The following is a 24,653-nucleotide window of genomic DNA, read 5'->3' as shown; positions in this document are numbered from 1 at the left end:
GTGACGCCTCCGTTATATTTTTTTATTAAATTTTAATATATTTTTGAATTTTTTACAATAGCCGCGTGTGATTTTGAAAAACGCTAAAAATTTTTTCGTCCGACCCCAAAATTTTCGCCGCGTCTTACGAATTATATAGCGTAAGGAAAAAAAGACCGCGTTTTCAAGCGGTTAGACCGTATATTCTAAGGAGGTATAACAAATGAAAAACAAACGTATGAAAAACAGAGTAATGGCGGCGGCGGTAACTACGGCTATGCTGGCCTGCTCGCTCCCTCTGTCGGCAATGGCGGCAAGCGCGCCTGGGGCAAGCGACGTTACGTTCACGTTCTCGCAAAGCGGAGTTGCGGCGTCGGGACAGCAAAGCGGCTATAAGATAAGCGGAACGTCGCTTACTATAAACGAAAGCGGCGTATATACCGTGACGGGCACATGTTCGGACGGAAATGTGACCGTCAAAAAGGAAACGGGCGACGTTACGCTCATACTTAAGGACCTGACGCTTGAAAGCGACGATACGGCTCCGATAGTATGCGGCAAATCAAACGACGTTACGATCTACACGTCGGGCACCGTCAATCTTACGAACAGCGAGGACATAGCAAACGAGGAAAGCGACGATTTCGAGGGCGCGGCTATCAAGGTAAAGTCGGGCGCATCGCTGACCCTTGACGGAAACGGTACGCTGAATGTCTACGGAAACTGCAAGAACGGCATAAAGGGCGCTGCGCTTTCAACGATAAGCGTTGAAAGCGGCGATATCAACATAAGCGCCGAAAATCACGGCCTTGCAAGCGACAATAAGGTAATTATAAACGGAGGCTCGCTCGATATAACGGCAGGAAACGAAGGCATTAAGGCAAGCCCCGACGACGATGACGCAGATTCGGCGGGCGATATTTCGATAAACGGCGGCACGATAGACGTTGACGCGGCGGACGACGCGATACACGCCGACGGAAATCTTTATATTTCCGGTGGAACGCTTGCTCTTTCGGCGGGCGACGACGCGCTGAAGGCCGAATACGACCTTACGATCGACGGCGGCGACGTTACCGTTGAGAAATGCTACGAGGGCATAGAAGGCGCGACAGTTAATTTAAACGGCGGACAAGGCAAGGTCAATGCCTCCGACGACGGCGTGAACGCCGCGAACGGCGACTTTACGAATTACGCCTTTGCGCTTACGATAAACGGCGGAAACTGGTATATCGATGCAGGCGGCGACGGCCTTGACTCGAACGGCACAATAACCGTGAACGGCGGCACGACCGAGGTCTTCGGCTCGACCAACAACGGCAACGGCGCGCTTGATTCGCAGACGGGCATCATAGTGAACGACGGCACTCTTTTGGCAGTCGGAATGTCCGGCATGGCGGAAACGGTAAGTAAAGGCACTTATGTATCGTTTGGCGCAGTCGGCGCGGGCATGGGCATGCAGCCCGGACAGGGCGATATGAGCGGCCAGCCGATGCAGGGCGATATGAGCGGCCAACCCATGCAGGGCGATATGAGCGGCCAACCCATGCAGGGCGATATGAGCGGCCAACCCATGCAGGGCGATATGAGCGGCCAACCCATGCAGGGCGATATGAGCGGCCAGCCGATGCAGGGCGATATGAGCGGCCAGCCGATGCAGGGCGGTATGAGCGGCCAGCCGATGCAGGGCAGCATGAACGGCCAGCCGATGCAGGGCGATATGAGCGGCCGGCCGATGCAGGGCGATATGAGCGGCCGGCCGATGCAGGGCGATATGAGCGGCCGGCCGATGCAGGGCGGTATGAACAGTATGCCTTCCGAACAGGGCGGCATGACTCCCGAGCTTTTCGGTATTGACGAGACGAGCGAAGCGATCGAAATAAACGACGCATTCTTTGCACGCGGCAATATGGGCGCTATGGATCAGCGCGACGGCCAGCCCATGCAGGGCGGCATGAAAGGTCAGTCTATGCCGGGCGGCGCGAACGTCCAGTCGGGAAGCGCCGTATCAGTTACGGCGGGCAGCAAGCTCGTTATAAAGGACGCCTCCGGCAATACGCTCTACACGGCAACGGCGCCCAAAAACGCGAACAGCGTGGTATTCGCGTCCGACGAGCTTACGGAAGGTGAAACTTATACGCTTTACGTAAACGACAGCGAAGCGGCTTCGTCTGAGGCCGTAAGCGGAAACGGTTCGATCGGCGGTATGGGCGGTCAGCCCATGCAGGGCAACCAGCCTCAGCAGGGCAACCAGCCTCAGCAGGGCGGCGGCTCGTCCGCAGGCGGTCAGTCTGCAAAAAGCGGCGTTTCTTCCGACGCCGGAAAACCGGACGCTCCGTCCGATTGGGCGAAACCCGAAATAAACTCTGCGATCGAAAAGGGACTCGTGCCGAACGACCTGCAGCGCGGTTATCAGAACAAGCTTACGCGCGGCGAGGCAGCACAGATGTTTGTAAAGCTTATCGAAAAGGCGAGCGGAGAGGATATCGACTCCTTCCTTGAAGATAAGGGCGTAAAGATAAACGAAGGCGCATTTTCGGACACGAACGACCGAAACGTGCTGGCGGCCAATGCGCTCGGCATCATAAACGGACGCGGGAACCGCACGTTCGACCCGAACGGCGAGCTTAAGCGCGCGGAGATAACCGCGATCTTGAACCGCACCGCGAACGTAATGGGCATTGAGACGAAGGGCTATAGTCACGAGTTCGGCGACGTAGGCGGTCACTGGGTAAACGGCGAGCTCGGATGGGCCGTACATAATCACATAATAAACGGACGTGGGGACGGCGTATTCGACCCCGACACTTCCGTGACGGATGAGGAAGCAATAGCGATAACTTACCGCGCATTTAACGCAATAGCATAATTTTTCCAAAAAAGCCGCAAAGTCCTTTGTGACTTTGCGGCTTCTCTATTGATGTATCTGCCTGCCGCGTGATAAAATCATATTGACCTTGAAACGCACAGCACAGAGGTGAAATCTTTTGAACGATCCGAATAAACTGATCATGGCTGCAAAAACGGACGAACGCGCATTTGAGGAGCTTTTAAACGAGAAAAAGGCGTGGATACTTTCCGTTGCATCCAAAACGACAGGAAGATACGTTACGGAAAGCGACGACGAATGGTCAACGGCCCTTCTTGCGTTTTCGGAGGCCGTAAAAGGATATGATGAGGGAAAAGGCACATTTGATTTTTTTGCCGCGCTCGTAATAAAGCGGCGGCTTACGGATGAAATGCGAGCAAGCGGCAAGGCCGCTTTGGAGCTTTCCGTTTCACCGGAGGCCTTCGGCGAAGACGGCGGCGAGCGCGGGCCTTTGGAAAATGTTGTAGGCGTAAGGATCGCGAAAAGCTCGATGGAGACGGCAGCCCAAGACGACGAGGCAAGCCGTGCGAGAGAAGAGATAGCCGCGATGCAGGCCATACTTAAAGAATACGGCTTTTCTTTTTTCGATCTGGCCGAATGCTCGCCGAAATCGCAAAAAACGAAAGCAAGCTGCCGCACGGCGGTGCGCGCGCTTATAGCGAGCGCCGCGCTTATGGCGAAAATGAGGCTTAAAAGAATGCTTCCGATAAAGGAGCTCTTTGAGGCAAGCGGCGTCGTGAAAAAGATCCTTGACCGCCACCGTCGATACATAATAGCCTCGGCGGAGATTTTGGACGGCGAGTTTCCGATACTTGCGTCGTATATCGACTACATACGAAGGGGGTGACTGTAATGAAAGCGATAATACTTGAAAAGCGCGGCGGTCTCTGCGCGCTGCTTCGTGAGGACGGCGTTGTCGTGACTGCGGCGGCAAGCGGCGAGATCGGCGAAACGATAGAGCTTGACGCTGAAATTACAAAGCTGCCCCTAAGGAAGAGAAAGTGGTTCAAATCAGTTGCGGCAGCCTTTATGGCGTTAGTCATATTGGGCGGTTCCTACGGCTATCTTACAGTTCCCGCCTCGGCGTACGTCTCGCTCGACGTGGGTGAAACGTCGGTAGAAATATCTATAAACAGGCTGGGGCGCGTTATTGCGGTTGCCGCTCTTAACGAGGACAGCGAGGAGCTTACGAAAATAATTTCGGACGAGATAATGAATATGAAAATGGAGGATTCGCTTGATGAAACGATAAAGACGCTCGAAACGAAAGGGTATCTTGACTCGGATGAAAGCTACATTATAGCGGGCGTTGCGTCAGATACGCCTTCGCAGAGCGAGCGCATAAGCGCCGCAGTCGAAAGCTCGGTAGGCGCATTGAGAGAAGACGTGCCGCTTTATACGATGGAAATGAGCCGTGAAGAACGCGGACTTGCGCGTGAAGAAAGGAAAAGCCCGGGACGATATATATTCGAGCGTGAGGGCATAGCTTTGCCGCACGGCGCCGATCCTTTGGCGGATACAGGGACGGGAAACGAAAGCGGACCGACATTTTCCGAGGTAACGCCGCAAGGCGAGATCTCGTCCGGTAAGATCACGTCGGAGGCAAGCGCCTCGAATGTAAGACCGAGCATAAATGAGCAAAAGCCGCACGTTTGGGAAGGCAGACAAGATGCGCGCAGTGAAGCGGTCGTTGAAGAAAACATTATAAATTATGAAAGCGCGCCGCCGCAGAATGACGCACGCCCCGAAATGGGAGAAGCCGGCGAAAACGCGCCGCCGCAGAATGACGCGCGTCCCGAAATGGGAGAAGGCGGCGAAAGCGCGCCGCCGCAAAGCGAAGCGCGCCCCGAAATGGGAGAAGGCGGCGAAAGCGCGCCGCCGCAAAGCGAAGCGCGCCCCGAAATGGGAGAAGTCAGCGAAAACGCGCCGCCTAAGGGCGACGCGCGCCCCGAAATGGGAGAATTCGGCGAAAACGCGCCGCCTAAGGGCGACGCGCGCCCCGAAATGGGAGAAGCCGGCGAAAATGCGCCGCCTAAGGGCGACGCGCGCCACGAAATGAGAGAAATCGGCGAAAACACGCCGATGCAAGGCGAAAGCGCACCGCCGCAGTTATAAAAAATGCCATGCCTTTTTACCGGGGGGCAGCGCCCGGGTGCGAGGGGACGCGGCGATTAGGCTTAGCATATAATTAAAAGACGGATGAGGCGAAAATATAGATCCGATGGCAAACAGCACAAACATTTCGCTTAAAAACAAATGAAAAGACGCTTTCAAAGGGATGTATATTCCCGTGAAAGCGTCTTTCTTTTATGCGTTTTTTAAAAGAGGCTGTTTTGCCGCATTCCCGTTGTCTTCGTTAAATTATTTTATTTTGCAAAAATGATCTGTCCGTCTTTCATCTTTGCCGTCACGTTGTCGCCCGCGGCAATGTCGCCCGAGAGCAGGTTTTCGGCCAGCGCGTCCTCCATATAATTCTGGATCGCGCGTCTTAGCGGCCTTGCGCCGTATACCTTATCAAAGCCCGCTTCGCTGATGTAGGAGATAACGTCGTCATCGACTTTGAGCCCTATCTGGAGCGTCAACAGACGCGATATGAGATTATCGATCATCTTCGAGGCGATGAGGCGTATATCGTCATGCGAGAGCTGATGGAATACGATTATGTCGTCCACGCGGTTTAAGAACTCAGGTCTGAACGTGCGCTTTAATTCCGTCATAACGGCCGACTTTATCTTCTTATAATCGGCCTCCTCGTTGTTGTCGCTCTGCTCAAAGCCCAGGCGCCTTTTGTCGGTTATGCTCTTTGCGCCGACATTAGAGGTCATAATGATTATCGCGTTCTTAAAGTCTACTCTTCGTCCCTGCGCGTCCGTTAAAATACCGTCCTCAAGTATCTGTAAAAGGATATTGAACACGTCGGGATGCGCCTTCTCTATCTCGTCGAATAAGAGCACGCAGTAGGGCATGCGGCGCACCTTCTCGGTAAGCTGGCCGCCCTCGTCGTAGCCTACGTACCCGGGAGGCGAGCCGACGAGACGCGATACCGTATGCTTTTCCATATATTCCGACATATCTATGCGTATCATGGCGTTTTCTGTGCCGAAGAGTATCTCGGAGAGCGCTTTTGAAAGCTCCGTCTTGCCTACGCCCGTGGGGCCTAAGAAGATAAACGAGCCGGTGGGACGCTTGGGGTCTTTAAGGCCAACTCTGCCGCGGCGAATAGCCTTCGCTATCGCGTGGACGGCTTCGTCCTGGCCTACTACGCGCTTGTGAAGTTCCTCTTCAAGATTTAAAAGGCGCTCCGCTTCCTGGCTTGCCAGCTTCTTTACGGGGATATTCGTCCACTGCGTTACGATGTCTTCGATAAGGTCGTGCGTTACTTCAAGCTGCGCCGAATGTGACGCGCTGCTCCATGCGCGCAGCTTTTCGTCGAGCTTCTTCTTCATTGCGACCTCTTCGTCGCGTATTGCAGCAGCTTTTTCAAATTCCTGCGCACGTATCGCCGATTCCTTCTCCTTCGAGATGCTTTGGATCTGCTTTTCAAGCTCCTTTAACTCCGGCGGCGCGGTGAAGGTCTTTAGGCGTATCTTAGAGGCCGCCTCGTCGATAAGGTCTATGGCCTTGTCGGGCAGGAATCTGTCGCCGATGTAGCGGTGTGAAAGCGTAGCCGCCGCTTCTATGGCTTCGTCAGTTATCGTTACCTTGTGGTGCGCCTCGTATTTGTCTCTTATTCCTTTTAAAATGAGTATCGTTTCGTCAACGGTGGGTTCCGCTACAGTTATCGGCTGGAAGCGTCGCTCAAGAGCGGCGTCCTTTTCTATGTGCTTTCTGTATTCGTCTATCGTCGTTGCGCCTATAAGCTGGAAATCGCCCCTAGCAAGCGAGGGCTTCAAGATGTTGGCCGCGTCTATCGCGCCCTCGGCAGCGCCTGCGCCGATAAGCGTATGCACCTCGTCGATAAAGAGGATAACGTTTCCGGCCTTCTTTATCTCCGACACGATGTTTTTAAGGCGCTCCTCAAATTCGCCGCGGTATTTCGAGCCTGCAACGAGCGAGGATATGTCAAGGCTTATGAGCCTTTTGTCCTTTAAATTCTCGGGTATATCGCCCGAAAATATTTTAAGCGCAAGCCCTTCGGCTATGGCTGTCTTTCCGACGCCCGGCTCGCCTATGAGGCAGGGGTTGTTCTTCGTGCGGCGCGACAATATCTGCATAAGGCGCTCTATCTCTGTTTCACGGCCTATGATGGGGTCTATCTTGCCGTCGCGCGCAAGGTCTGTAAGATCGCGGCCGTATTGATTTAAGGTGGGCGTTTGAGAATGGGCATGCCCCTTCTTTTCTCCGCCTAAAGAGGCCGATACCCCGGCCGTTGCGGTATTCGTTATCTGATTCTTTATATCGTTGTACATCTTTTGCGGATTTACGCCGAATTCCATAAGGAGACGGCATGCTACGCAGTCGGTCTCGCGAAGGAGAGCCATTAAAAGATGCTCGGTGCCGATGTAATTGTGCTGGAGCTTTCTCGATTCATTGAAGCTTACTTCGATTATGCGCTTTGTGCGCGGAGTAAGGCCGCGCGCAGCGGATTCGCTTGAGTTCTGGTCGGCGCCGCCGTCTTGAGAGACGGCCGTGCCCGTGCCTATGAGTTCTATTATCTCAGCGTCGGTTATGCCCTCGGCGGCAAGCACGCTCGATGCGATGCCGCCCTTTTCCTCAAGCAGCCCCAACAAAAGATGCTCGCTTCCCACATAGTCGTTTCCCAAACGTACCGCCGCCTCATGCGCGCGCTTTATCGCGTTTTCGGCGCGCTGGGTAAATTTATTTTCAAACATGGACATGAGTATTCCTCCTTTTGTATATAAGTTGCTCCCGAGACGAGGTTTTATATTTCAACGCCCGCAAGCTTTGCGCGGATATATTCTGCGCGCACGGCGTCGCGCTCCTCCTCGCTCATATTCTCATTTTCGTATTGCATCATGAGATTTGCCTTTTGGGTGCACACCATTATCTCGTTCAAAAGTGCGAAATCGATGTCGGGCAGAAGCCCCGTCGATACGCCGTAGCGCACGCCGTTCAACAGGTTTATCGTTTCCATCGAGGTCATTATTCTTGCCGCCTTCATCATGCCGAGACTGCGGTAGCAGTAATCCTCGATCTGGTCGCGGCGCCTTCCAACGCGCTCGCGGCGGGTGTTGCGCTCGTTTTCTACGATCTGGCGCGCTATCGTGTAGAGCTTTTCAAGTATCTCGTGCTCAGAAAGGCCTAAGGTCACCTGATTAGATATCTGATAAAGGTTTCCGTAGGGGAGAGAGCCCTCGCCGTACATGCCGCGTACGGTAAGGCCGAGCTTTGAAAGCGACTGGACCGTCGAAGACATCTTGCCGCTTAAAAACAGGGCCGTTAAGTTCATCATAACGGACACTCTCATGCCGGTGCCCACGTTAGTGGGGCATTTTGTAAGATATCCGTATTGATTGGAGAAGGCAAAGCCGAGCGCGCGGTCGAGACAGTCGTCTATTTTGCTTGCAAGATCGTAGCATTCGGCTATCGCAAGGCCGCTCATTATGCACTGTATGCGCACATGATCCTCCTCGTTTATCATTATGCTTACCGTCTGGTCGCCGTTTACTATGAGAGCGCGCTTTGCGGGCGAAGTTTCAAATTCTGTGCTTATAAGATGCTGCTCCGTCATGGCAAGACGCTCGTTGTCGGAAAGCTGCGTCATATCTATAAAGGTATAATCGCTGCCAAATACGCCAGTCTCCTTCTCCATTACGGCCTTTATTTCGGAGAGCATGGCGTCCTGCATGGCGTCGTCCATACGGCCGGGGAAGGGATAGTGCGAGAGGTTTCTGGCAAGGCGGACGCGCGTGGAGATAACGATATCGGAACAATCGCCCGTTGATTTATACCAGTTTCTGCTCATTTTTTTCCTCTCCTTTCGCCTGCAGCGCTTTTATTTCGTCGCGTATGGTAGCCGCAAGCTCATATTCTTCGTTCTGTACGGCTACGTTGAGCTTTGCTTTTAATTCTTCTATCTTTCTTGTCACGCTCATCTGTCCGTCGACGCTTGCGGGCACCTTGCCGCAATGTGTTGAGGCGGCGTGTATGCGGCGTATCGCGTTATCCATAACGTCCGCAAAGACGTTATAGCAGTTTGCGCAGCCGGCCTTGCCTGTTTTTTGGAGTTCCGTAAGCGTCATTCCGCAGAAGTCGCAGGCTATCGTTCCCGGCTTTGACTGCGAGGAGCTCTTTTTTCCGAACATGGATGCAAAAAAGCTGTCCATATCGTTCATAACTTCGCCGACGTTTATTTTATCGAGAGTAACGCCCAAAGCCTGCGCGCAGTCGCGGCAGATGTGAACAGTTTTCATCTCTCCGTCAATATTCTGTTTAAGTATCACCGTTGCCGGTTTCAAATTGCAGTATTCGCAAAGCATAACACTAACCTCCTGTGATTTTAAAGTAAGCTTATAAGCATGTTTTTAAATATGTCTGCGCGAACAAAGGCGCGCGTTTCGGCAGGTACGTTTTTAAGCGAGCTTTCTGATATGGCCGCGCTTATCATTTTTGCCTCTTCTTTAGTCATATAGTCGTATCCCGTCATATTTTTTAAAAAAATATTTGCGGTATTCTGATCCATATCGCCCTCTATGGAGTTTACTATATGCATTATAGTCTGCCGCCTGTCACAGCACATACGGGCGATACGGATGTATCCGCCGCCGCCGCGCCTGCTCGTTACTATATAGCCCTGATTGGGCGAGAAGCGCGTTGTTATGACGTATGTTATCTGCGAAGGCGCGCATCCGAATTTCATAGCAAGCTCGTTTCGGCCGATCTCGCATTCGCCGCTTTCCGACAGGCTTTCGCTGATAAATTCCGCGATAATATCGGACAGTTTCAAAATATTCGCCTCCGGTCGCAATGTTTTTTTGACTTTGACTGTTCTTGACTTTAGATTATATGATACATCCGCATCATAAGAAAATCAATGTACAATTTATGAATTTTTCAAATCTTTTTTAACATCATTGGGGTCAGCCGTGCGCGAATGCATATCGTGCTCGCCGCTTTTCAGAACGCGGGGAGTTTTTTCTTTGGAGGGACATACGTCAGAGGGGAATATCTCGTCTTTGGGGGTAGTCATATTTCGTAAACCGCCTTAGTTTATGTTGTATTGTTATAGTATGCTTTGTGCGGGAGCGTTTATGCGAGTAGGCGAAGACTCGCTTTTTTGGTAAAAAGCGCATGTAAACTTTTGAAGCGAGGCGTAAAGACATTTTGCTGCCTTTCCGACGGGGGTAACCTTATCTCTTGATTAAAAGCGATATTTTTTTTGAAAACAAAGGCTTTCATAACTGTAGATACGACGCCTCGCCCGCTTTTGTGATCTTAGATCGTCCCTAAAAATACGCCAAGCGGAAGATAAATAAAATTCGCCTTTTTAAGGCGGCATAAGGGAACTAATGGTAGTCGTAATACGACATAACAAATAAGACCCCTGCAGGATCGGCGCAAACGTAAAAAACGCGCGTTGAGTCTCATACCGGTTTACGGCATCAGACTCTTTTGCTTATATGACGTCTTTACAAATCCGCTGAAAGATGATAACATTTTGAGTGTGATTTATTAAGACGTTCCCCCTTAAGTTATAAATAAAAAAGAGTAGATACGGAGGGATACTATGAAGAAGAAACTACTTTGCATGCTGCTTGCGGCAATGCTTATCTTAGCCCTGTTCGCAGGATGCGCCTCTGACGGCGCGGGAGAGGATGCTTCGGGAAATGAGGCGTCCGACACTAAGACCGAAAGCGGCGCCGACGCGGCAGATTTGGACGAAATGTCCGAGGAAGGACCGGAGGTGGAGCTTGGCGCCCTTCTTGACGAGGCTGTTCCGCTTGCGGACGCTCCCAATTTAGGCATGGTGCTTACGACGACTGCGCCCGGAACGGATGTGAAGAGCAACGAATCTGCCGTTATTGATTATTCAAATACGAGCGACGGATATATTATGGCGTCATGGCTTGCCGATGCTTCGAGCGGCGTAAAGGTGCTCGTTGCGGGCCCGAGCGGGACTACATACCAGTATAATCTGCGCACCGACGGAGCATACGAGGCGTTCCCCCTGTCGGACGGAAACGGATCGTATACGGTAGGCGTTTATAAGAACACTTCGGGAACGAAATACGTGACGATACTTTCAGTAACATTCTCTGCGACGCTTAAGGATCAGTTCGCTCCCTTTATCAGACCTAATCAGTATGTATATTACTCCGAGAACAGCGAGGCTGTAAAGAAAGCGAAAGAGCTTTGCGCCGGAGCCGGCAACAATCTGGCAAAGGTGGAGAGCGTTTATAACTTCGTTGTAGGACATGTTACATATGATAAGGCGAAGGCGCAGAGCGTAAAGAGCGGCTATCTGCCCGATATTGACGAAACGCTGAGAACGGGAAAGGGCATTTGCTTTGATTATGCGTCTCTTATGGCGGCGATGCTCCGTTCGCAGGGAGTGCCCGTTAAGCTCGTTTTAGGTTATACGGACGGCGCATATCACGCATGGATAAGCGTTTGGAGCGAGACCGACGGCTGGGTAGAGGGCAAGATATACTTCAACGGCACCGAGTGGAAGCTTATGGATCCCACCTTTGCCTCCAGCAGCAACAACAGCGAAAGCGTATTGGAATATATCGGCAACGGAGAGAATTATACGGCAAAGTATCTGTACTGAGTGAGGGGTTAGCAGATGAGTAAAAGTGAAACCGTTCCGGAGAGGTACCTTCCGGTATTCTGTCAGGAGCTTTATCAGCTGTATCGTGCGGGAATAACTCCCGCCGACGGCATCGCTCTCCTTCGTGAGGACGAGGATGATCCGCAGGTGTCGCGCTGGCTTGACGTGCTTATCGACCATATAAATGAAGGTCTGACGTTGGCGGAGGCGCTGCGCAGTTCCAAAGTATTTCCGCAGTATATGACGGATATGATCGCGCTTGCGGAGAACACCGGAAGACTTGAGGAGACGCTTTTGGCGCTTGAACGCCATTATGTCAGAAAGATCCGCTTAAAGTCGGATATCCGCAGCGCCATCACCGTACCGGTGGTGCTGCTTGTGGTAATGATCGCGGTGGTCGTGCTTTTGATCACACAGGTGCTGCCGGTATTTGACCGCGTTTTCGCACAGCTCGGCGTGAGAATGGGCGCCGTGGCTTCGAGCATGATGAATGCGGGCGCAGTATTGGCCAAAACCGGGACGGGCATTGCCATAGCGCTTGTTGTCATTGTGATCATAGCGCTTGTAATAAGGCTTGTACCGAAGCTGAGAAGCGGTTTTTCATCATGGTTTACACTTCGTTTCGGCGGGCGCGGCATTATGGGCCAGATGGCGACTTCCCGATTCGCGTCGTCTATGGCTATGGCGACTGCCAGCGGTATGAATATGGAAGAAGCGGTGGATATGTCGGCGAAACTTTGCGGAGGATCGCGTGAGATAGACGCAAAGACCGCGCTGTGCAGGGAGAGTATAGAGGCGGGGGAAAGCCCTGCCGACGCGCTGGCAAAGAGCGGTCTTTTCTCTAAACGCGATTGCAGCCTTTTAAAGCTTGCCGAGCGCACGGGTTCGCTGCCTGAGACGCTTGAGAATTTGGCTGCCCGTCAGGAGGAGGAAAGCTTAAGACGCATAGACCGTGCGGTAGGCACGGTGGAACCGGCTATCGTCGTTATTACAAGCGTTTTGGCCGGTGTGATACTCTTAAGCGTAATGCTGCCTATGATGGGACTTCTGTCGGGGGTTGGATAAGCGATGAAAAGAAAGTATCGAAAACGGTGGGCATGGGTACCGTTTGCCCTCAGCATGGCGCTGTTTGTCGTTGTTGCGCTTTGGGCAATGTCGGGCGTACAGCAGGCAGCCGAGGCGTCGGAGCGTGACGGACTTAGGCAGGCGGAGTTGGCCGTTAGGCGCGCTGCGGTGAGCTGTTATGCCGTAGAAGGCGCTTATCCCGCGACATATGATGCTTTAAAAAGCGCAAGCGGGATAGCCGTTGATGAGGAGAAATATATAGTGTACTATGAAATATTTGCATCTAATATAATGCCGGAGATAACAGTTGTCCGGCGGCCGTCATGAAGACAAAAAGCGGCTCGGGTATAGCCGCATCATTGATAGTAGCCTGTGTGTTCGGAGTGGCGATGCTTTTGGCGCTTACGACGGGGGCGGGAGTTTACCGTCAGGTACAGGACAGGGTGAATGGATCTGCCGATGAGAGGCTCGGGATAACGTATATCACTGCGAAGATCCACAGCTATGACATGGCAGACTCCGTAAAGGCCGGCAGCTTTGGCGGTGAGGACGCCGTGTTTCTTCAGGAAAGGCTTTCTGACGGAATGGTTTGCGAGACGATCATATATGTGCATAACGGCTGGCTTATGGAGCTGTTTTGTGTGAAGGACAGCGGACTTGGGCCTGACGACGGACAACAGATAATCGAGGCGCAGGATCTGACTGTCACTCAGGACGGCAGAATGATCGGTATAGATTATACAGATGCTGACGGCAGACGTGAGACGTCATATGTATATTTAAGAAGCGGGGGATAGAATTGGAGAACCGTGTTAGGCCTACGCGGGCAGGTCTTTTTGCTATAGAGCTGCTTATCGCCGTCGGCATTTTTGCCTTTTGCGTTGCTGTCTGCGGCGGGCTCTTTGTGCGCGCCGAGGTAGTAAGCCGCGACAGCGTTATTTTGAATAAAGCCGTAAATGAGGCGCGCGTGGCGGCGGAGTGCTTTAAGGCTTCGGGCGGCGACATTGATAAAACGGCGCGGCTTACGGGCGGCGATGTAGAGAACGACGCTCTCGTTATTGAGCTTGACGACGGACTTGTCCTACATCTTAACGCAAAACAGGAAGACGGGTTTGTTTCCGGCAAGCTCGACGTCACGTTTGACGGGGAAGAGCTTATTGACTGGAACGTAGCCGCCTTGGAGGAAGAGACATGAAGCGGGGAGGACAGATCTCGGGCGTTGTATCGCTTGTTATGATTTTTTGCTCCCTATGCTTATGCGTGTTCGCAGTGCTTACGTTCTCGGCTGCAGATAAGGAGCGCGCCATGTGCGAGATGACGGCTCAGTCTGCGAAGGAGTATTATGCGGCGGATTCTGAGGCCGTAGAGCAGGTGGCAAAGCTTAAGCGCGGGGGAATGCCTGAAGGCGGTTCTGCCCTGATAGAGCTGCCGGTGGGCGCAGAGCAGACATTGCAGGTGGAGCTTCAAAACAGCAGCGGGGATATAAAGATCATTCGCTGGCAGACTGTCTTTACGGGAGACTGGGAGACTGACAATACAATCAAAGTATGGGACGGTAATTGACAATGGAGAATATTCGGACATATTTGGAAACGGCGGTCAATGAAAACGCGGCCGATCTGTTTCTTATAGCCGGCAAGCCGGTATCTATAAAACGCGCGGGAGAGATAAGGTCGATAAGCGACGGATTTCTTCTCCCGAAAGACGTGGAGGCTTTGGTGCGTGATATATATGAATTGGCACAAAGGCCGCTGCCCGAAAGCCCGCACGGGTGGGACGACGACTTTTCCACCTCCTTGCCGGGTCTTGCGCGCTTCCGCGTTAATATATTCAGACAGCGCGGCTCGCTTGCGGCCGTAATGCGCGTAGTCAAGTTCGGCATACCGAGCTGGGAGGATCTTAGCATTCCCGATGAGGTCATGAAAATATCAGAGCGCACGAGAGGTCTCGTTTTGGTGACCGGCCCTGCCGGAAGCGGCAAATCGACTACGCTCGCCTGCGTAGTCGACAGAATAAACCAAACGCGCAACGCGCACATAATAACTATAGAAGACCCGATAGAGTATCTTCATTCTCACAGAGAAGGCATTGTAAGCCAAAGAGAGCTGAACGTCGATACGGAAAGCTATGTTACGGCGTTAAGAGCAAGCTTAAGACAAGCTCCCGACGTTATCCTGCTCGGAGAAATGAGAGACCTCGACACGATACAGACAGCTATGACCGCAGCCGAAACAGGACATCTTGTAATATCCACGCTTCACACCGTGGGCGCGGTAAACACTATAGACCGAATCATAGACGTGTTCCCCCCCGGACAGCAGCAGCAGATACGCGTACAGCTGTCTCAGGTTTTGCGTACCGTAGTAAGTCAGCAGCTTCTGCCCACTGTGGACGGAGGGCTTACGCCGGCTTTTGAGATAATGCACTTAAACAACGCTATACGCACGCTTGTAAGAGACAGCCGCATCCATCAGATCGACGCAGCTATCCAAACGGGCTCCGGCGAGGGCATGATAAGCATGGACAACTCGATCCTTGCCTTAGTCAAAGCGGGGCGTATAACGAAGGACACAGCCGTCCATTATGCGATGAACCCCGATCAGATGATCAAAAAAGCATAAAATGAATAAGAAAAAATCGCGCCTTCTCAACCGAGAATTGAGAGGGCGCGTTTTTTATGCGGCAAAGACGTGATTGCCGATCCTTTTTATAACGGGGCGGCTCAAGATCCATTTGTTCGTTGATTTTGCGGGATTGTAATAATATATCGCGCCGCCCGAAGGGTCGCTTCCTGCCATGGCTGCGTCTGCGGCGCGCGCGCAGGCCGCATCGACGGGCTGATTGAACTGCCCGTCGTCAAGTGCGGAGAACGCGCCGGGCTGATATACGACGCCCGCGATGGTATTCGGAAACGACGGATGTTCGACGCGGTTAAGGATCACCGCGCCTACGGCCACCTGTCCTTCGTAAGGCTCGCCGCGAGCTTCGGCGCTTATTATGCGCGTAAGAAGGCTTCGCTCCGACTGCGTATAAGACGACTGCGAGCCCGAGCTTGTGATACCCATGGCATTAAGCGTTTGAACGCCTGCAATGCCGTCGCCCTTAAGGCCGTTTTTCTGTTGAAAGTATTTTACGGCCGCCTGAGTTTCACTGCCGTATATTCCGTCGATCGCGCCGTTATAGTAACCCCAGTTTTTGAGCTTTGTCTGTATGGTCTTTACTTCGTCGCCGCTGGAGCCGTAGCGCGAAAAGGTTTCGGCAGTTTCCGGTTTTATGCTTTGAGCATAAAAAACAAAGAGAAGAAGAGCCGCTATCAGTACAGCCGATATTAAAAGGGCGGACGCGGTGTTCTTGGACATGGCTTTTTTCATTATTCCTACCTCGTTATTTTTGTTTTCGAGGTTAGTTTTTCAAAAAAACTGTTTTTTATGCAACCTTTTACTCTTAAAGGCCGTCTAAAGGTATACAAAAACGGCAAAGAGTTATCTTTCGCTCACGGGCTTTTCCAAATTGAAGCGGAAAATATAATCGTCGAGGTCGCCCCGCCTTTTTACACTGTTGTCGGCGTCTTTATCGGTACGCTTAACGTCTCTGTGTGAAGAGCCGCGCGGCGCGCTGTTATACATGTTATTCAAACTCTGCACCTCCTTTTTGTGCTTTGAATATATACGTTATAATATGCGGGATTTTTGCGGAAGTTGCGTAAAAGTCCGATAAAAAATGATATACTAAAGATGAAGACATGAAGACGCTTTTTAAAAATGGCTGTTTAACATCATGTTTGCTGCCTCAGTAAGGCTTATATATGAGGTTCTTCGGCGCGTCTGCGCCTTGGAATGATATAAAGAACGTTTTTCCCTGCATTTAAGCAAGGAAAGCTTTCAAAATGACAAAAGCTTTAAGCAAAAACAAGTCAGTTTACAAAAAAGTAAGGAGTGAAGTAAAAATGAAAAAATTAGTTGCAGCCGCCGTGCTCGTATGTATGCTTGCGGCGCTTTTCGGCTGTTCGCAGACGACGACGGAGGAAAAGACTTATCCGTTCACGCCGGACAATTATCCTAAGGTGGACGGCTCCACGGCAACGATACCGCTGTCCGAGCAGTTCTTCTCCGACGCAACGGGAGTTTCTCTCGGCGACGCTTCGACGTATATCAAGCACAATACGACGCACAACGCATACGTGAACCTTATCAATAAGGACTGCGACGTCATCTTTGTTACCAGCCCTTCAGAGGAGGAATATGCCCTTGCGGCCGAAGCCGGCGTTGAGCTTGAGGTGCATCCTGTTGTAAACGAGGGCTTTATCTTCATGGTGAATGAGAAAAACCCCGTTGACGATCTGAGCTGCCAACAGATAGTTGATATCTATACAGATAAGATAACGAACTGGTCCGAGGTGGGCGGCGAGGATAAAGAGATAATCGCGTATCAGCGCGAGGTGAACTCGGGTTCGCAGACGGGCTTTTTAGATCTTGTAATGGGCGACGTTGAGCCTGCCGACGCGCCGACAGAGAAGCGCATAGTCGGAATGGGCGAGCTTGTTGAGGCTGTATCGGGTTACGACAACTCCGACCAGGCGCTCGGATACTCATATTACTTCTATGTGAACGAAATGTATGTGCGCGACGCGGCTAAGCTTATCTCGGTTGAAGGCGTATATCCCTCGCCCGAAACGATAGCCGACGGAAGCTATCCCTACACTACCGCTTATTATGCCGTGATACGCGCCGACGAGCCGGAGGACAGCCCCGCGAGAGCGCTCCTTAACTGGACGCTGTCCGAGGACGGACAGAATGCCGCAAAGGAGGCAGGGTATGTTCCGCTTGCATAAAAGCATAAAGCCGCTTGCCGCGGCGCTTGCGGGCGCGCTGATATTAGCGGCGCTTTTCGGCTGCGCGCAGTCTAACGGCAAAGAGCAGCGAGAGTACGTTTCCATAGAAAGCCCGATAATAAGAAGCGCCGCGCCCTACAAAGCGCCCGCCTCGCTTAAAGACGGCGCAAACAAGGTGACAGTCCCCGTCACGCCTGAGCGGATAATATATACGAACGGACTTGTGTTGAATCAGGCCGACGTTGAAATGGACGAAAGCGCCCAGAAAGCCGACGGATCGTCATCTGAAACAGGTGCTCTTGTTTTTTCGGAAGGCCGCATACATTATTACATAGCCAGCGGCCTTCTTGACAAGGAAGTTGAAACAAAGATAAACGATACGATATACGACACGGTCTTAGAGCTTTACAATGCAAAGCTGCCGCCGTATCGCGGTATACGCGCCGTCGATTTTTCGCGCTATACGTTTGAAAAAGAGGTGTACGTGCGCGAGTGCGCGAATTTCTCAAATATTCTTTCGCTGCTCGTTACGCTGAACGTTTACGGCAGCTACGAGGACGACGACGTTTACGATTCCGTTTTCATAGGAGACGCGGTCCCTCTCAATTTCGACCTGCGAACGGGCGAGCAGTTCCCGCTTTCCGATATGTTCGCCGACGATGCGGATTATAAGGAGATAATAAACGCACAGATAGCCGATTATCTTGCAAAGAATAATATGTCGGCGGGGGACGGCCCCGGGGAGGGCGAGTTCTACGAATACGACTCGAACCTATCGCTTGTTTATCCCTTTAAGGGCATATCCGACGATATGAAGTTTTCGGTGAGCGAGTATGGCATAGAGCTTATTTTTGATTACAACACGCCCGAATTTGACACCTCGTATTATTATGAAGCTTATAAGAGCTTCAATCCGGCGTATTTCAACATATCTTACAGCGAGCCGGAGGTGTCTGAAGCGATAGGCGTATTCTCGCGCTTTGAAACGCAGGACTCCATTTACGAAAACACGCGCGCAGAAGAGTTCATCGTATCAAATTATCCCGTGAAGTCAACAGATGCATATTATTCGCCGAACGACTTGGGATTTAATGATGAAGACTATCAGTACACTAACGTGAATATGTACGCCTCGATACCGTGCGACATATCTGACGACGCGCTTTCCGATATGATAAACGAAAAGTACGATGCGGCGGATGAAACGGTAAGGACGCTTGCAGAGGAGCTGTTTTCAAAGTATCGGGGCAGCACCGTTATGTTGAACGTAAGCTACTCTGTGACGCGCTACGGCAAGTATCTTTTGGAAAATGACTCAAGATACGTTGAGGTATACACGTATGACGACGATTATAACGGCAACCAGGAGTTATTTGACGTCCATAACAACCAGGCTCTTTACGACGAGACGACGGGGAGCGCAGTTGAGCTTTCCGATCTGTTTAAGGACGGTGTGGATTATAAAGCGCTGCTTGTTGAGAAGATAAAAGAAGAGCAGTCCCAGTGGGACAATGAATTAAAGGACGACGAGTATTATCTCGAGGCTATTGAAAAAGGTCAGTTCAATCTCTATCAGGAGGGGCTTACGATATCATATGAGCGTAACGCCGAATGGGGAGATTATTATTCGATCTCATTTGAAGCGCTCGGGCGAGAGAACCTTACGATATTTGACTGAGGCATTGTTGTTGTCTGAAATTAAAGAAAACAGGGCGCTTTTTTCCGTGAATTTCAGTAAAAAGCTCCTTTGAAAAAAGGATGAAAAAGCGGTAAAATATTCAACGTAAAAGAATAAAGGCGCGTATAATTGTTCAGCGTGAGATGAAGTTTCGTCTCACGCTTTCTTTTATCGCAAGGTTTTATGAAAGAGGGCAGAAGAAAATGGATTTTTATATGAAGCTGCCGCGCAGCAAAAAGGAGTTTGCACTTTTCATGCTCGTGATATCGGTGATCTCGGTAAACATCATAGCTCCGATAATTACGTGCTTTGAAATGGGATTTTCTCTTACGACATGGAGGTATACGCTGGAGGTCATACCCTTTGTGTGGCTGTGTGTAATAGCCGTGGTGCTTATAACGTATAAGCCCGCGAGCGTGCTTACAAATATGATTCTACGCCGAGAGGATAGCTTCAACGCTCATGTGTTGGCTAATATTCTTTTTTCGGTACTTCTTATGTCGGTCATACTGACGGTACTCGGATCATGGATAGGAGAACGCAATATAAGCATGGAGCCGATAACGATGTTCTTTTACAAATGGCCGAGAAACTTTGCCGTTTCGCTGGGAGTGGAAACATGCATTGCGCAGCCTATTGCAAGATTTGTCATGAGAAAGTATCACGAAAAGGCAGATGCAAAAAAGGACGCCGAAAGCAGGGAACGGGTATAAACGATAGGCGTATTCTTCTTTGAACGGAGAGCCGTTGGGCGGCAGCGAGATCGAAACGCTGCCGCTTTTTTGCGGTGATAATATGCTTTATAAAGCTGTACATATCGTATAAAAATATGATATAATTATTTATTAAATACATTTACGGAGGCTTTTATAATATGAAGCTGATGATTTTTGACGGCAACAGCATTATAAACCGTGCGTTTTATGCGATAAGGCTGCTTACGAATTCAAAGGGGCAGCCGACGAATGCCGTTTACGGTTTTTTAAACATTTTTTTAAAGTTCATCGAGGATGAAAAGCCCGACTGCGTCTGCGCCGCGTTCGATCTGCCGGGCGGTACGTTCAGAAACGAGATGTATTCGGGATATAAGATAAAAAGAAAGGGTATGCCGGATGAGCTGGCCGCTCAGCTTCCCGTTGTAAAGGAGATACTTTCCGCCATGAACGTACCGTGTCTTGAATGCGCGGGCTTTGAGGCCGACGACATAATAGGCACCGTGGCGCGACTTTGTGAAAAGCAGAACGTTTCATGCGATATAGTAACGGGCGACCGCGACGATCTGCAGCTTGTAAGCGATAAAACCAATGTGCTTCTTATTACGACAAAGGGAGGACAAACGCTTACGACGCGATATAATCCCGAAGAGGTCGAAAAAAACTACGGCCTTAAGGTTTCTCAGCTTATTGACTTAAAAGCTCTTTGGGGAGATGCGTCGGACAATATTCCGGGAGTTGCGGGCATAGGAGAAAAGACGGCCGCATCCCTTTTACAGAAATACGGCACGCTTGACGAGATATATAAGGAGGGCGCGATAGACAAAGAAAAGGCAGGCGTTAAAAATAAGCTTATCGCAGGGCGCGATATGGCGTATTTAAGCCGCACGCTCGGCACGATAAGGACCGATGCGCCGATAAGCTTTTCGCCAGGGGATGCGCGCATAAGCCCGTATGATACCGACAGGCTTTACGCGATACTGTCGGAGCTTGAGCTGAAGGCTTTTATAACGCGGCTGGGCTTAAAGCCGGAAAAAAAAGAAACGGATGCGCCGGGAAGGGAAAAATATGAGGCTCTGCCATATGACGACAGTATAATAAAGAGAATACAAAATGAAGGCGTTATGTACTACATCATGCAGAGCGAACACACATATGTTTTGTGCGGCGAAGCAGTATATAAATGCAAAAATGAGGCTTTGGGCGCGTTGTTTTGCGATAAGACCGTAAAAAAACGCGCATATGACATAAAGCGCGATATGACAAAGCTTGGCTCGGAAGAGCTTCGCTATTTGGGCGGCGACTTCGACTTTATGCTTGCGGCTTATGTTGCCGATCCTGCGCTGCCCGCAGGCGGATTCTTTCGGGCGGCGGGACGCTTTTTGGAAAGCGGCATATCTCCTATGGGGGACATATACGAAAGCGAGGACGACGCCTGCGAGGCGCTTGTAAATATGCCGGCGCTCTATGAAAAGATGTGCGATCATATAGAAAAGAACGGTCAGCACCGTTTGTTTTACGATATCGAGATGCCGCTTGCGGGCGTGCTTTTCGAGATGGAGCGCGAGGGTATGTATATCGACGCGGACGTGCTTGACGAGATAGGGCGCGAGCTTTCGGAAGCGATAGAGCGCTCGACGCGCGAGATATACGACATTGCGGGGGAGGAGTTCAACATAGGCTCGCCGAAGCAGCTCGGCACTATACTGTTTGAGCGGCTCGGGCTTCCCGTGCTCAAAAAAACCAAGACAGGATATTCTACAGATGCGGAGACGCTTGAAAAGCTTGCGCCGTATCATCCGATAATCGATAAAATTCTTGAATATCGGCAGAAGACTAAGCTAAGCTCCACTTATATAGAAGGTCTTAAAAAGGCGCGCGATGCGGACGGCTATCTTCACACCTGCTTTAATCAGGCACTGACGCATACGGGGCGGCTTTCGTCAACGGAGCCTAATCTCCAGAACATACCCGTCCGCCTGCCCGAAGGACGGCGGATACGCAAGGCGTTCGTATGTGAGCGCGAGGGATACGAGTATCTTTCGGCCGATTATTCGCAGATAGAGCTGAGGGTTTTGGCGGGAATGTCCGGCGATGAGACGATGACGCGGATATTCTCTGAGGGCGGCGATATCCATACGGCCACGGCAGCTCAGGTCTGGGGAGTAAAGCCACAGGATGTGACGCCTGAAATGCGTTCGGGCGCAAAGGCCGTAAACTTCGGAATAGTATACGGCATATCGGGTTTTACGCTCGCGGGGAATATAGGCGTGAGCGTGAAGCAGGCAAAGGAATATATAGACAGCTATTTTAAGACGTTCGGCGGCGTGCGCCGTTATCTTGACGAGGTGGTAAAGCGCGCGAAAGAGGACGGATACGTTAAAACAAAGTTCGGACGCGTGCGCTTTATCGACGAGCTTAAAAGCTCGAATAAGAATGTGCGCGCCTTTGGCGAGCGCGTGGCGTTAAATACGCCGATACAGGGCACGGCGGCCGATATCATCAAGCTTGCGATGGTTAATGTTGACAGGGCGCTGAAAAAAGAAGGGCTTGAAACGAAGCTCGTGCTTCAGATACACGACGAGCTAGTGCTTCTTGCAAAGGATGAGGAGCTTTCGCGCGCAAGCGAAATACTTGTGCGCGAGATGGAGAACGTGTGCGATATAGGAGTGCCTTTAAAGGTGAGCGTAAGTCACGGAAGGTCATGGTACGATGCAAAGTAGTTTCGGGACACAGGCCCCAAAAAGCCGCCTCGCCTTTACCGCGAGAAACGACGCAGAAGATCTTTTTTGCGCATTGGGATCACATAAAAGAATAATGTTAAGGAGGAGAGTATGAATATACTGTTCGTATGTACGGGAAATACATGCCGAAGCCCGATGGCTGAGGTAATGATGATAGAGCTTTTGAAGGAAAAAGGCATAAAAGACGTTTGGGTGTCCTCTGCTGGTACGGCCGCCTCGTTTCCGAGCGGAGCAAGCTACAATTCAATAATGACGATGGCGAAAAAGAATATAGACCTGACGTCGCACACCTCGCGAATGCTTACCGACGGGATGCTTGAGGCGGCCGACGCCGTTTATACGATGACGCGCTCACAGAGCATGCAGATAAAGCGCATGTTCCCGCAGTTTTCGCATAAAGTGCGCCCGCTTGCCGCAAACGATATAACAGACCCCTTCGGAGGCGATCTTTACGAATATCAGGCCTGCGCCGATGAGATATACGAGGGACTTTTAAACATATTGGGAGGGCTTTAAAATAAACTTTACTATAAGAGAATGCGCGACGGACGATGCGCACGCGGTCTCTCTTATCGAGCGCGAGTGCATACTTAATCCGTGGAGCGAGGAAATGATATATGAAGATATAGAAAAGCCGTATACGCATTATTTTATTGCCTTTTCGGGCGGTGAAGCGGCGGGCTTTATAGGCGCGTCGCTTACTATAGATACTGCCGATATAACAAATGTGGCCGTGCTTCCGGCGTTCAGAAGGCGCGGTATTGCGCGGACACTGCTTCTTTCAATGGAGACGCGCCTTAAAGAAAAGGGCGCGCGTGAGATCTTCCTTGAAGTGAGAAGAAGCGCGGATGCAGCTGTTTCGCTTTATAAATCGGCCGGATTTGAAGAGATATCGGTGCGGCGCGGTTATTACAGAGAGCCGCGTGAGGATGCGCTTATAATGAGGCGTGAAATTTTTTAAACGATAAAAGGAGAGACTCGGTCTTGAAAATTCTTGCGATAGAAAGCTCGTGCGACGAGACTGCGGCGGCAGTCGTAAAAGACGGGCGTGAAGTTTTGTCAAACATAGTAAACACACAGATAGCGGAGCATGTGAAATACGGCGGCGTAGTGCCGGAGATCGCATCGCGGCGCCACGTTGAAAACATATCATTCGTTGCGCGCGCGGCGCTTTCGGATGCGTCGCTTACGATGGAGGATATAGATGCGGTCGCCGTGACGTATGCGCCGGGACTTATAGGCGCGCTGCTCGTAGGCGTAAATTTCGCAAAGGGCGTGTCGTATGCGCATAAAAAGCCGCTCATACCCGTGCATCATATACGTTCGCATGTTGCGGCGAATTACATAGCTCACCCCGATCTTAAGCCGCCGTTTATCGCGCTTATCGCGTCGGGCTCGCACAGCCATATCGTGATCGTCAATGATTATACGGAGTATAAGATACTCGGCCGCACGCGCGACGACGCTGCGGGAGAGGCCTTTGACAAGGCGGCGCGCGTGCTGGGGCTTCCGTATCCCGGCGGAGTGCATATTGACAGGCTTGCGCGGGAGGGAGACGCGCAGGCGATAAAATTCCCCCGCGTTCACTTTAAGGACGCGCCTTACGATTTCAGCTTCAGCGGAGTAAAGACCTCTGTCATAAACTACGCGCACACGATAAAGCAGAGAGGAGAAGAGCTCGACCGCGCCGATGTGGCAGCTTCCTTTTCGGAAGCCGTAACGGGGATCCTCACACAAAACGTGATAAAGGCCGCGCTTTCTTATAATATACGCACTGTTGTTATGGCAGGGGGCGTATGCGCAAATTCCGTGCTTCGTGAAAAGCTTTCAAGCGAGGCAAAGAAGCACTCTCTGAGCCTTTATATGCCGCCGATATCTCTTTGCACCGATAACGCGGCCATGGTGGGATCTCAGGCCTTTTACGAGTTCAAAAACGGGCGCACGGCAGATTATACTCTAAACGGCAAATCGGCCGAATCCATTGAATGAGCAAAAATATTCAGGACGAGTCAATAATGAAAGAAAACAGCGTTATGTAAACAT

At 51.2% G+C, this 24,653-nt stretch carries 24 protein-coding genes; 17 read left to right on the top strand and 7 right to left on the bottom strand.

All coding sequences use genetic code 11. The annotated features are described in order from the left end of the window. The first annotated feature begins 202 nt into the window (after positions 1–202). The 3 genes from IJG50_03655 to IJG50_03645 all read left to right on the top strand — a co-directional run bounded on the left by IJG50_03655 (position 203) and on the right by IJG50_03645 (position 4,963). On the top strand, positions 203–2,848 hold the full coding sequence (locus tag IJG50_03655) for a carbohydrate-binding domain-containing protein (protein MBQ3378943.1): 2,646 nt from the start codon (positions 203–205) through the stop codon (positions 2,846–2,848). Between the two features lie 118 nt (positions 2,849–2,966). After that, entirely contained in the window at positions 2,967–3,695 is a 729-nt protein-coding gene (locus tag IJG50_03650; protein ID MBQ3378942.1) for an RNA polymerase subunit sigma, read from the top strand. 5 nt (positions 3,696–3,700) lie between these two features. Next, a complete protein-coding gene (locus IJG50_03645; GenBank protein MBQ3378941.1) occupies positions 3,701–4,963 on the top strand; it encodes a hypothetical protein in 1,263 nt (420 codons plus the stop codon). Positions 4,964–5,214: 251 nt separating this feature from the next. Here IJG50_03645 and IJG50_03640 read toward each other — a convergent pair whose 3' ends face one another. From IJG50_03640 to IJG50_03620, 5 genes are all read right to left on the bottom strand, one after another. Continuing rightward, positions 5,215–7,680, bottom strand: coding sequence for an ATP-dependent Clp protease ATP-binding subunit (locus tag IJG50_03640; GenBank protein MBQ3378940.1), 2,466 nt, complete (start codon positions 7,678–7,680; stop codon positions 5,215–5,217). A gap of 50 nt (positions 7,681–7,730) precedes the next feature. Then, positions 7,731–8,774: a protein arginine kinase gene (locus IJG50_03635; protein ID MBQ3378939.1), complete on the bottom strand. Its 1,044-nt coding sequence runs from the start codon at positions 8,772–8,774 to the stop codon at positions 7,731–7,733. Next, entirely contained in the window at positions 8,755–9,288 is a 534-nt protein-coding gene (locus IJG50_03630; GenBank protein ID MBQ3378938.1) for a UvrB/UvrC motif-containing protein, read from the bottom strand. Before IJG50_03630 ends, IJG50_03635 begins: the two co-directional genes overlap by 20 nt. Before the next feature lie 20 nt (positions 9,289–9,308). Further along, positions 9,309–9,755, bottom strand: a complete 447-nt coding sequence (locus IJG50_03625; GenBank protein ID MBQ3378937.1) for a CtsR family transcriptional regulator — start codon at positions 9,753–9,755, stop codon at positions 9,309–9,311. Positions 9,756–9,851: 96 nt separating this feature from the next. After that, positions 9,852–9,998 (bottom strand): hypothetical protein, encoded by a 147-nt coding sequence (locus IJG50_03620; protein MBQ3378936.1) that lies wholly within the window; start codon positions 9,996–9,998, stop codon positions 9,852–9,854. A gap of 537 nt (positions 9,999–10,535) precedes the next feature. Here IJG50_03620 and IJG50_03615 point away from each other — a divergent pair. From IJG50_03615 to IJG50_03585, 7 genes are read left to right on the top strand one after another with little or no spacing between them, the layout of a single operon-like run. Continuing rightward, on the top strand, positions 10,536–11,579 hold the full coding sequence (locus IJG50_03615) for a transglutaminase domain-containing protein (GenBank protein ID MBQ3378935.1): 1,044 nt from the start codon (positions 10,536–10,538) through the stop codon (positions 11,577–11,579). Between the two features lie 15 nt (positions 11,580–11,594). Then, on the top strand, positions 11,595–12,644 hold the full coding sequence (locus tag IJG50_03610; GenBank protein MBQ3378934.1) for a type II secretion system F family protein: 1,050 nt from the start codon (positions 11,595–11,597) through the stop codon (positions 12,642–12,644). A 3-nt stretch (positions 12,645–12,647) separates the two neighbouring features. Further along, a complete protein-coding gene (locus IJG50_03605) occupies positions 12,648–12,971 on the top strand; it encodes a hypothetical protein (GenBank protein ID MBQ3378933.1) in 324 nt (107 codons plus the stop codon). Next, the gene (locus IJG50_03600) at positions 12,968–13,441 is read left to right on the top strand and encodes a DUF4860 domain-containing protein (protein MBQ3378932.1); all 474 of its coding nucleotides are present in this window, start codon (positions 12,968–12,970) and stop codon (positions 13,439–13,441) included. The genes IJG50_03605 and IJG50_03600 overlap by 4 nt, the downstream gene beginning before the upstream one ends. A gap of 2 nt (positions 13,442–13,443) precedes the next feature. Next, positions 13,444–13,839: a hypothetical protein gene (locus IJG50_03595; GenBank protein ID MBQ3378931.1), complete on the top strand. Its 396-nt coding sequence runs from the start codon at positions 13,444–13,446 to the stop codon at positions 13,837–13,839. Beyond that, positions 13,836–14,207, top strand: coding sequence for a hypothetical protein (locus IJG50_03590; GenBank protein MBQ3378930.1), 372 nt, complete (start codon positions 13,836–13,838; stop codon positions 14,205–14,207). The genes IJG50_03595 and IJG50_03590 overlap by 4 nt, the downstream gene beginning before the upstream one ends. 2 nt (positions 14,208–14,209) lie before the next feature. Next, complete coding sequence (locus tag IJG50_03585; protein ID MBQ3378929.1) at positions 14,210–15,265, top strand: PilT/PilU family type 4a pilus ATPase; 1,056 nt, start codon at positions 14,210–14,212, stop codon at positions 15,263–15,265. Positions 15,266–15,319: 54 nt separating this feature from the next. Here IJG50_03585 and sleB read toward each other — a convergent pair whose 3' ends face one another. Both sleB and IJG50_03575 read right to left on the bottom strand, forming a co-directional pair. Beyond that, positions 15,320–16,003, bottom strand: coding sequence for a spore cortex-lytic enzyme (sleB, locus tag IJG50_03580; protein ID MBQ3378928.1), 684 nt, complete (start codon positions 16,001–16,003; stop codon positions 15,320–15,322). Between the two features lie 123 nt (positions 16,004–16,126). After that, positions 16,127–16,279 carry a hypothetical protein gene (locus tag IJG50_03575; GenBank protein MBQ3378927.1) on the bottom strand — a complete coding sequence of 51 codons (153 nt, stop codon included), beginning with the start codon at positions 16,277–16,279 and terminating at the stop codon, positions 16,127–16,129. Positions 16,280–16,590: 311 nt separating this feature from the next. On the opposite strand from IJG50_03575, the gene IJG50_03570 reads away from it, so the two are divergent. The 7 genes from IJG50_03570 to tsaD all read left to right on the top strand — a co-directional run bounded on the left by IJG50_03570 (position 16,591) and on the right by tsaD (position 24,599). Beyond that, the gene (locus IJG50_03570) at positions 16,591–17,475 is read left to right on the top strand and encodes a substrate-binding domain-containing protein (GenBank protein ID MBQ3378926.1); all 885 of its coding nucleotides are present in this window, start codon (positions 16,591–16,593) and stop codon (positions 17,473–17,475) included. Further along, the gene (locus tag IJG50_03565) at positions 17,459–19,153 is read left to right on the top strand and encodes a hypothetical protein (GenBank protein MBQ3378925.1); all 1,695 of its coding nucleotides are present in this window, start codon (positions 17,459–17,461) and stop codon (positions 19,151–19,153) included. Before IJG50_03570 ends, IJG50_03565 begins: the two co-directional genes overlap by 17 nt. 203 nt (positions 19,154–19,356) lie before the next feature. Beyond that, positions 19,357–19,866, top strand: coding sequence for a hypothetical protein (locus IJG50_03560; GenBank protein ID MBQ3378924.1), 510 nt, complete (start codon positions 19,357–19,359; stop codon positions 19,864–19,866). 161 nt (positions 19,867–20,027) lie between these two features. Next, a complete protein-coding gene (gene polA, locus IJG50_03555; GenBank protein MBQ3378923.1) occupies positions 20,028–22,589 on the top strand; it encodes a DNA polymerase I in 2,562 nt (853 codons plus the stop codon). A gap of 111 nt (positions 22,590–22,700) precedes the next feature. Further along, complete coding sequence (locus IJG50_03550) at positions 22,701–23,126, top strand: low molecular weight protein arginine phosphatase (GenBank protein ID MBQ3378922.1); 426 nt, start codon at positions 22,701–22,703, stop codon at positions 23,124–23,126. A 1-nt stretch (position 23,127) separates the two neighbouring features. Continuing rightward, positions 23,128–23,571 carry a ribosomal protein S18-alanine N-acetyltransferase gene (rimI, locus tag IJG50_03545; GenBank protein MBQ3378921.1) on the top strand — a complete coding sequence of 148 codons (444 nt, stop codon included), beginning with the start codon at positions 23,128–23,130 and terminating at the stop codon, positions 23,569–23,571. Between the two features lie 23 nt (positions 23,572–23,594). Beyond that, the gene (tsaD, locus tag IJG50_03540; GenBank protein ID MBQ3378920.1) at positions 23,595–24,599 is read left to right on the top strand and encodes a tRNA (adenosine(37)-N6)-threonylcarbamoyltransferase complex transferase subunit TsaD; all 1,005 of its coding nucleotides are present in this window, start codon (positions 23,595–23,597) and stop codon (positions 24,597–24,599) included. Positions 24,600–24,653: the final 54 nt, after the last annotated feature.

It is taken from the genome of Clostridia bacterium, from assembly GCA_017405765.1.
Taxonomy (GTDB): Bacteria; Bacillota; Clostridia; order Oscillospirales; family RGIG577; genus RGIG577.
Note: the sequence above shows the minus strand (reverse complement) of the source record. Positions and strands in the feature narration are given on the sequence as shown.